General features: G+C 35.2%; 7 protein-coding genes. 2 read left to right on the top strand and 5 right to left on the bottom strand.

Features of this window, described 5'->3' with window-relative positions; translation table 11 throughout:
- Positions 1-87: 87 nt before the first annotated feature.
- Genes EDD63_RS06135 through ulaG form a run of 3 tightly spaced genes read right to left on the bottom strand, consistent with a single transcriptional unit; the run spans position 88 to position 3,086 of the window.
- Complete coding sequence (locus EDD63_RS06135; protein WP_134169530.1) at positions 88-1,542, bottom strand: PTS ascorbate transporter subunit IIC; 1,455 nt, start codon at positions 1,540-1,542, stop codon at positions 88-90.
- A gap of 6 nt (positions 1,543-1,548) precedes the next feature.
- Positions 1,549-2,025: a PTS sugar transporter subunit IIA gene (locus tag EDD63_RS06130; protein ID WP_243833742.1), complete on the bottom strand. Its 477-nt coding sequence runs from the start codon at positions 2,023-2,025 to the stop codon at positions 1,549-1,551.
- A gap of 2 nt (positions 2,026-2,027) precedes the next feature.
- Positions 2,028-3,086, bottom strand: a complete 1,059-nt coding sequence (ulaG, locus tag EDD63_RS06125; protein ID WP_134169528.1) for an L-ascorbate 6-phosphate lactonase — start codon at positions 3,084-3,086, stop codon at positions 2,028-2,030.
- A gap of 214 nt (positions 3,087-3,300) precedes the next feature.
- Between ulaG and EDD63_RS06120 the strand changes: the two genes are divergently transcribed.
- Both EDD63_RS06120 and EDD63_RS06115 read left to right on the top strand, forming a co-directional pair.
- A complete protein-coding gene (locus EDD63_RS06120) occupies positions 3,301-4,089 on the top strand; it encodes a hypothetical protein (protein WP_134169526.1) in 789 nt (262 codons plus the stop codon).
- Positions 4,090-4,109: 20 nt separating this feature from the next.
- The gene (locus EDD63_RS06115) at positions 4,110-4,892 is read left to right on the top strand and encodes a DeoR/GlpR family DNA-binding transcription regulator (protein WP_134169524.1); all 783 of its coding nucleotides are present in this window, start codon (positions 4,110-4,112) and stop codon (positions 4,890-4,892) included.
- 30 nt (positions 4,893-4,922) lie between these two features.
- Here the strand turns inward: EDD63_RS06115 and EDD63_RS06110 are convergent, their stop codons facing one another.
- Both EDD63_RS06110 and EDD63_RS06105 read right to left on the bottom strand, forming a co-directional pair.
- Positions 4,923-5,954, bottom strand: coding sequence for an ADP-ribosylglycohydrolase family protein (locus EDD63_RS06110; protein ID WP_134169522.1), 1,032 nt, complete (start codon positions 5,952-5,954; stop codon positions 4,923-4,925).
- Positions 5,954-7,333 carry a PTS transporter subunit EIIC gene (locus tag EDD63_RS06105; protein ID WP_134169520.1) on the bottom strand — a complete coding sequence of 460 codons (1,380 nt, stop codon included), beginning with the start codon at positions 7,331-7,333 and terminating at the stop codon, positions 5,954-5,956. The genes EDD63_RS06110 and EDD63_RS06105 overlap by 1 nt, the downstream gene beginning before the upstream one ends.
- Positions 7,334-7,337: the final 4 nt, after the last annotated feature.

Raw genomic sequence — 7,337 nt, 5'->3', positions numbered from 1 at the left:
TTACCTTCCTTATTTTTATATGGTAATCTTACATTTCAATGTATCATCATACATGTAACAATCTAAGTTAGGTGCGCATCGGTTGAATTAAGCCTTTACTTTTTCTAAGTATGCATCGTAATCGTCAGTAATTAAGAAATATGTATCTTTACGTTTACGATATTGTAATTGTGGAATTGCAAGTAGGATAATAGCAACAGCTGCGATACCTACATATCCTAAGAACTTCATAATTACTGTGAACATTGGCCATACAGTTGCCCAGTCAAACATTCCTAGGTATCCTCCGTATTGTGCAAGTCCTACCCATGTAGCAATTAATGCTGAACCTAGAACTTGAATAATTCCTGATACGAATGGTAATAGACATGCTGCCTTAATTCCACCCTTTTTGTTAGCGTATACAGCGATTGCTGCATTATCGAAGAACATTGGGATAAATCCTGCAATAATAATTGTTGGTGATTTGAATAAAATCAATGCTCCAATTGTTAAGAATTGCCCTAATGCCCCAAATAAGAACCCTAGCGTTACTGCATTTGAACTACCAAATGCCAATGATGCAGATACATCGATTCCTGGAACTGCTCCTGGAAGTAATGTGTTTGAAATACCGTGGAATGATTCTGTAAGTTCATCAACGAATGTACGTACCCCAAGTTGCAAGATTGCCAAGTATACAGCAAAGTGTAATGCAGTAGTAAGAATGTAGAAGAAGAATGATTGTCCTTCTTTCATAAATCCAGCTTCAATTAAGTATGGTTGTCCAAGAACTACTAAGATAATTCCAAAGAATAATAGCATTAGAATTGCTGTTGATACCATGTTTTCATTGAAAATTGATAAGAATCCAGGTAATTTAATATCTTCGATTTGTTTACTTGATTTAAACTTCATTTTGCTTGCTGCCCAAGATGCTAATGCAATACCAAACATTTGTTGGTGAGCTACCGCAAATCCAGCACCATCTGTAACTTCTTGCGTGATATCTACAGTTAAATTTGAACCAACTGCCCAGTATAATCCAAGTAATACACCCATTACGATCAATACTTCAATACGTCCTAACTCAGGGAAACAGAATAGAATCAACCAGAATGCTGTTGCAGCTTGTTGTACTTGTACGTTTCCTGTTGTAAATACAGCACGTAGTTTTGTCCATTTCTTTAAACGAACCAAAATTAAGTTAAAGATAAAGGCAATTAGAAGCAACATCATAACATCTCCAAATGTACGTCCAAATGTTTCTTGAACCCCATCTGTGATTGCATTTTGACCAAAATACGGGTCAATTACTGTTGCACTCAAATCAAAACGTTCTTTTAATCCAACTAAGATTGGTCTAAAGTTATTAACCAATCCTCCAGATCCAACCGATAAAATAAAGTAACCAACAGTTGCTTTAAGAAATCCTGCGATACTTTGATAGAACGGTTTCTTCAATAACATGTACCCAATTAATACAATAAATCCAATGAAGTATGCCGGCTGTGTCAGAATATTGCTGGCAAAATACTCCCAAATCCCCATTAAGAAATCCATAGTTTATTAATCCTCCTCAATTATGTTTTTATATTTCTCTCTAACTGCAAGAAAGTCATCCATTGTTTCCATAGCTAACAAGTCTTCAACTACACCTTCTTCCATCAACATTGATGAAAGTCTTGAAATGTTATTACTATGTTCATTTGCATCCTTTGCAGCTAGCGTAAAGAATAACGTCGCGCTTTTTTCAGGGTTATCTTTTTCAAATTCAATATCTGAATCAAATTTCGTAAAACCAATTCCAGTTCCTAGAACCCCTGTGCTTTTATCTGTTGAGTGCGGCATTGCAACTCCTGGAAGGAGTACAATGTACGCACCATGTGTATCCACACACTCAATGATTTCATCAACATATGTTTCTGTGATAAATTTCTTATCAATCATATTTTGACATCCAATACGGATGGCTTCTCGCCAATCGCCTACACCTTTTTCGAATCGGACTAAATCATTTTCATATAAGTAATCTAGCATTTTCATAATTATAAAATACTTGGGAATGGTACGTTTGGTTCATCTTCAAACGCATCCTCAAATCCTCTACGATAGTGATATACTTTTTTATCTTTGTCTGTAGGCCAAACATATTTTCCACCAACATCCCAAATGTATGGGTGGAATTTGTAATCTAATGCATCTTTTTTATAGTCATATAACATACGAATTTCATTTGGATCTGCTTTAAAGTTTGTCCAAACATCGTAGTGTAATGGAATGACTACTTCACATTTAAGTGCTTCTGCCATACGCAAGATATCCACAGATGTCATTTTATCTTGGTTACCTGGAGGGTTTTCTCCATATGAACCAAAGGCAATATCAATGTCATGATCTTTTCCGTGTTTTGCATAGCGGACTGAGTAATGTGAATCTCCACTGTGGTAAACATTACCAGCAGGTGTTTTGATTAAAAAGTTTACTGCTTTATCATCCATGTCATCAGGAAGTACTCCACGAATGTCTTCATCAGCTGTAACTAAACATGTTCGATCAAAACTATCTAGTACAACAATTTCGACATCTTTAATTTTTACAACATCTCCAGGTTTTACGACTTGGCAACGTTCTTCAGGAACTCCATAACTTAACCATTTTTTTACACTTTCAAGTGGACCAATAAATGGAACATCGTGTTTTACATTCTGCATAACTGCTGCTGCAAAAAATGGATCAATATGATCATTGTGATAGTGTGTAGATAAAACTGCATCTACATCAGTTACAGCAAATGGATCATATGTAATTGGTGCTGCACGTAAGTTTGGTTGCGTCATACGTCCACCTGTCATATTACGCATTTGGTGGAATTCAGCCATTTCTTTAACTTTCTTTGTACGTTTACCATTTCCAAACCATAAGTCGATGGCAATGTTTGTATTGTTTTCTGTTTTGAACCAAACACCAACACAACCAATCCACCACATAGCGAATGTTCCTGGTTGAACAACTTCACTATCGATTTCTTCATTTAGCCATGTTCCCCACTCAGGGAAGGCTCCAAGAATCCATGATTCTCTAGTCATATCGTTGATTTTACTCATGTTACCTCCTTGTGACTTCGTCTTTTTACAACTCCATACTAAATCAATTATGAACGATTGACAATCTTATTTTATGATTGTTTTGATTATTATATGATTGTTTTATCAAAATGTAACCGCTTTAGCGACCATATACTTGTAAATAGTTCAAAATATGATTTGACAAACGTTCAAAGCGAACATATAATTTATTTATAAATCGAGAGGTACACATATGAAATTTTTCAAACTACAGAGTTTTTCTGATAAAACAAAAACCATTCTGACATATATTATCTTTATCATCTTTGCAATCTATAGTATCAACATTATTGTGAATACTAAAGATGTGACTGCAAAGATCATATTTGCAGTTATTGCCATTGTATTTCTGGCTATTGCTTGTTTGGGAGAATATGTAAAAACACTCCATCGAAAGATGATTCTCTCTCTTGCTTATGACTTACAACCAGAAAAAGCAAATGCCTATAAACAAAAACTCGTACGATTTGATATATTTAAACAATATAAAGATTTAGACTTAACGTACGATACCCTTTATAATATTGATACGGGTAATTTTCAAGCAAACTTAGATTATCTAGAAACACATAAAGATAGTTATCATACAAGTTTTGATGCAAAACTTGTATATGAATTTACAGCATTTTATTCAAACTATCGATTAGCAAATAAAACGCAAGCAAAGCAACACTATAAAAAATTAAAACAACTACAACAAATGAAAACCAAAAAGAAGCAAGTTGTAAAACCAATGTACTCTTGGGATTTCATTGATGGCGTATATTATCGTCTTATGAATGATATGAAGAAAAGTAATAGTTCTTTTAAACAAGTGCAATTATCACAGATGAACAACCGTGAAGCAGCACTATACTTTTTGGAATATCTACCAGTTGCTAAAGAAATTGGAAATCAAAAAAAGTTGCAAGTTTTACTAGAAGATATCAATCAAATAGCAGGAACTTCAACTACAGTTAAACAATTAAAGTCTATCGTGTAATAAAGGGTGAGGTATCTATTATGAAAATGAGTAAATCGATTGTCGATTCACGTAGAAATCGAATCATGCAAAAAATCCAAACGGATGGCAGTGTCACAGTTGAAGATTTGGCAGAATCACTTCAAGTATCACAGTTAACCATTCGTCGTGACTTGCAGTACTGGGAAGAAAAAGGAGCGATTGAACGATTTTATGGTGGAGCAAAATTAATTCAACACTTTGTTAGTATTGATGATCACTTAGCTAGTAATGAACCATATAAACATGCAATCGCAAAATATGCAGCAAACTTTGTAGAAGAGGGTGATACCATCTTCATCAATACAAGTTCTACTGCACTCTTGTTATTGAAATATATAAAGGATAAACATGTAACTGTTATTACAAACAATGGTAAAGTGATTATGTCAAACTTTGATCCTAAAGTATCCATCTTCTTAACCGGTGGTGAATTACGCACACCAAAAGAAGCGCTTGTCGGTGACTTTGCCTTAAACAACTTACAAAAGATTAGTGCCACAAAATGTTTTCTTGGATGCAGTGGTTTAACTTCAAAAAATGGAATGACAACTGCAATCCAACAAGAAGTCACTATTAATGAAATCATGATAAAAAACTGTATTGGACAAACATTCCTATTAGCTGATCATACTAAGATTGGAAATATATACAGTTTTGTCTCTGGTGCAATTACAGATTTTGATTATTTAATTACTGACACATCTGCAAATGAGACAGAGCTATACAGCATTCGTGAAATGGGTGTAGAAACGATTACTTTAGAACCACTATTTAATATCTAAAAAGAGATGCCAACTGCGGCATCTCTTTTCTTATCCATTTACAACTTCAGTTAAGTCTTTAGCAAGTTGTACAATATCCATGTTATTCATTTCTTGAACTTTCTTAAATAGTTCTTGGTAGTGTGCATCCTCTGTATCAACAAAAGGTCCTACCATCGTCGCAACAATCGTTGCTATCGTATCTGTATCATAACCGATATTCACAGCATCATATACTGCTTGCATTGCACTATCTTTATTTAATTCCATAATTCCAAATGCACAAGGTACAGCTTCACATACATGCAATCCATTTCCAATAATGTCTGCAAGTTTTTGTAGTCTTTGTTCTTTCGTACTTGGTTCATTAGCTATCGCAATTGCTAAATGAATCCGTTTGATTAGACTTGACCCTGCTACATCTCTAGATTCTACGCATGCAATATCATAGCCTCGTACTGCTCCATAAATTCCTGCTGCAATAACTTGATCCATACTACTAGACTCCAACAATCCTGCACTTGTTGCTGCTGCAACTGCACATGCTCCAGCAATTGCTAATGAGTTATCATGGGTAACACTTGTAATACATATTGCATCACGAATCGCACCTTCGATATCTCCTGGATGTAATAAACCTGCTGGTGCAATTTTCATTGCTCCTCCGTTGGTAGCTTTTGATGCATAATCCACAGTTACTGCTCCAGGCAATGGTTTCATTTCTGTATTTGGATCTTTATACATCGCAATTGCCGTTCTTGTGGTTGGTCCAGCAAAACGATTAAAGTATCTTGGAACTTCTGACCAATCTAAGATTGCTTGAATCACTGCTTGCTTATCAATCTTTCCACCATTTTTCAAAATTGATTTTGATAGAAAATAGATTTGGGAAAAGTCATCTGTTACTTCCCCTGCTTCATTACCTAAGGCAAATGCAGTTACTCCTGGTTTTTTAAAGTCTGTAACTGGACCATCATACATATCCATAATTTGTGCGCGAGTTAAGTTTTCAGTTGCTGCTCCCATCGCATCTGCAATTGCAGCTAACCCTAGTGTCGATTCAATTTTTTTGTTTAAATTCATTAACGTCCTCCGTTCATTTCTGCTTCAGGATCTTTGACTCCCATAATAAATGTTAATATCATACCGGCAACAAATGAAATTAGTAGTCCAACCACATACGCCCAAAGCGTCGCACCAGCAAATGCTGGAATTGTCGTAAGTCCACCAAAGACAAATGCATTACCGACTACTCCAAACATTCCCATAAATGCTCCACCAAGTGCAGCTCCTAAACATCCTGCAATTAATGGTGTTTTATATTTCACACCAATTCCATAGATTGCTGGTTCTACAATCCCTGATAACATAACTGAAGTAATTGCAGTTAATGAGAAGTTTCGTAATTTCTTATTTTTTGACTTTAAGAAAATCGCAAAGGCTGCTCCACTCATTCCAAAATTGGAGTTTGCCGCATAGGCAATTAATGCTGATGATCCTGTTCTAGCAATTTCTGGAATGACTACCATCGTATTTGGTGCCCAGTGAATTCCAAACATAATCAGTACATTCCAAATTCCCCCAATAAATGCACCCGTTAAAATTGGATTAACTGAAGCAATAAATTCTACACTTTGAGCTACTCCAATACTTACATAGTTTCCAATCGGTCCAATCACGCCAATCGTTAGTGGGACAAGCACTAACATCAAAATTGTTGGATTGACAATCATATGTAAACTCGTTGGAATCTTTTCAATCATAAATGCTTCCATTTTTGATTGAATCCATACCATTACGATTGCTGGAATGACTTGACTTGTGTAGTTGAATACTGGCATTGAAATCCCATATAGATCAATCATGTTTCCACCATTATCTACAACTAGGTTAATAAAGTCAGGCATAATTAAGGCACCTAATATAGCAACCGCAATATATGGACTTGTTTTAAAACGCTTTGCACTTGTTACTGCAACTAATAGCGGTAAAAAGTAAAATACGGATGTTGCAGTTAATGTCAGAATTAAGTTCGTTGTACTTGTTGTTGATAATATTCCTACTTCGTTTGCTAGAATGGTAAATCCCCGAATTAATCCAGATCCAGCAAGTAATGGCAGTAGCGGCGAGAATATACTCACAACCAATTGCACAAACTCATTTAAGTAATTCTTTTTTTCATCACGATCTTGTGATGTAGCACTTCCGACTTCTTCTTTGAAAGATTTGATGATTTCATCATATACATGTACTACATGTGTCCCTATAATAATTTGAAATCCTGATTCTTTCTCTACTACACCAGTTACACCATCTAAGTTCTTTATTTCATCTACACGTACATTTTTAATGTCCTTAAATTTTGGACGCAATCTTGTAGCACAATGTGTAATTGAAACAATGTTCTCTTCACCTCCCATGAAAGTGAGTAAATCTTCTGCCAACTTTGTTGTTGTTTTCATCTTA

The sequence above is a fragment of the Breznakia blatticola genome, assembly GCF_004365815.1.
Classification (GTDB): Bacteria; Bacillota_I; Bacilli_A; order Erysipelotrichales; family Erysipelotrichaceae; genus Breznakia; species Breznakia blatticola.
This window is presented reverse-complemented; position numbering and strand designations above follow the sequence as displayed.

Coding starts and splice junctions, on each gene's coding strand:
- EDD63_RS06115 (WP_134169524.1), top strand. CDS start 4,110: ATGAAAATGAGTAAATCGATTGTCGATTCACGTAGAAATCGAATCATG.
- EDD63_RS06105 (WP_134169520.1), bottom strand. CDS start 7,333: ATGAAAACAACAACAAAGTTGGCAGAAGATTTACTCACTTTCATGGGA.
- ulaG (WP_134169528.1), bottom strand. CDS start 3,086: ATGAGTAAAATCAACGATATGACTAGAGAATCATGGATTCTTGGAGCC.
- EDD63_RS06130 (WP_243833742.1), bottom strand. CDS start 2,025: ATGAAAATGCTAGATTACTTATATGAAAATGATTTAGTCCGATTCGAA.
- EDD63_RS06135 (WP_134169530.1), bottom strand. CDS start 1,542: ATGGATTTCTTAATGGGGATTTGGGAGTATTTTGCCAGCAATATTCTG.
- EDD63_RS06120 (WP_134169526.1), top strand. CDS start 3,301: ATGAAATTTTTCAAACTACAGAGTTTTTCTGATAAAACAAAAACCATT.
- EDD63_RS06110 (WP_134169522.1), bottom strand. CDS start 5,954: ATGAATTTAAACAAAAAAATTGAATCGACACTAGGGTTAGCTGCAATT.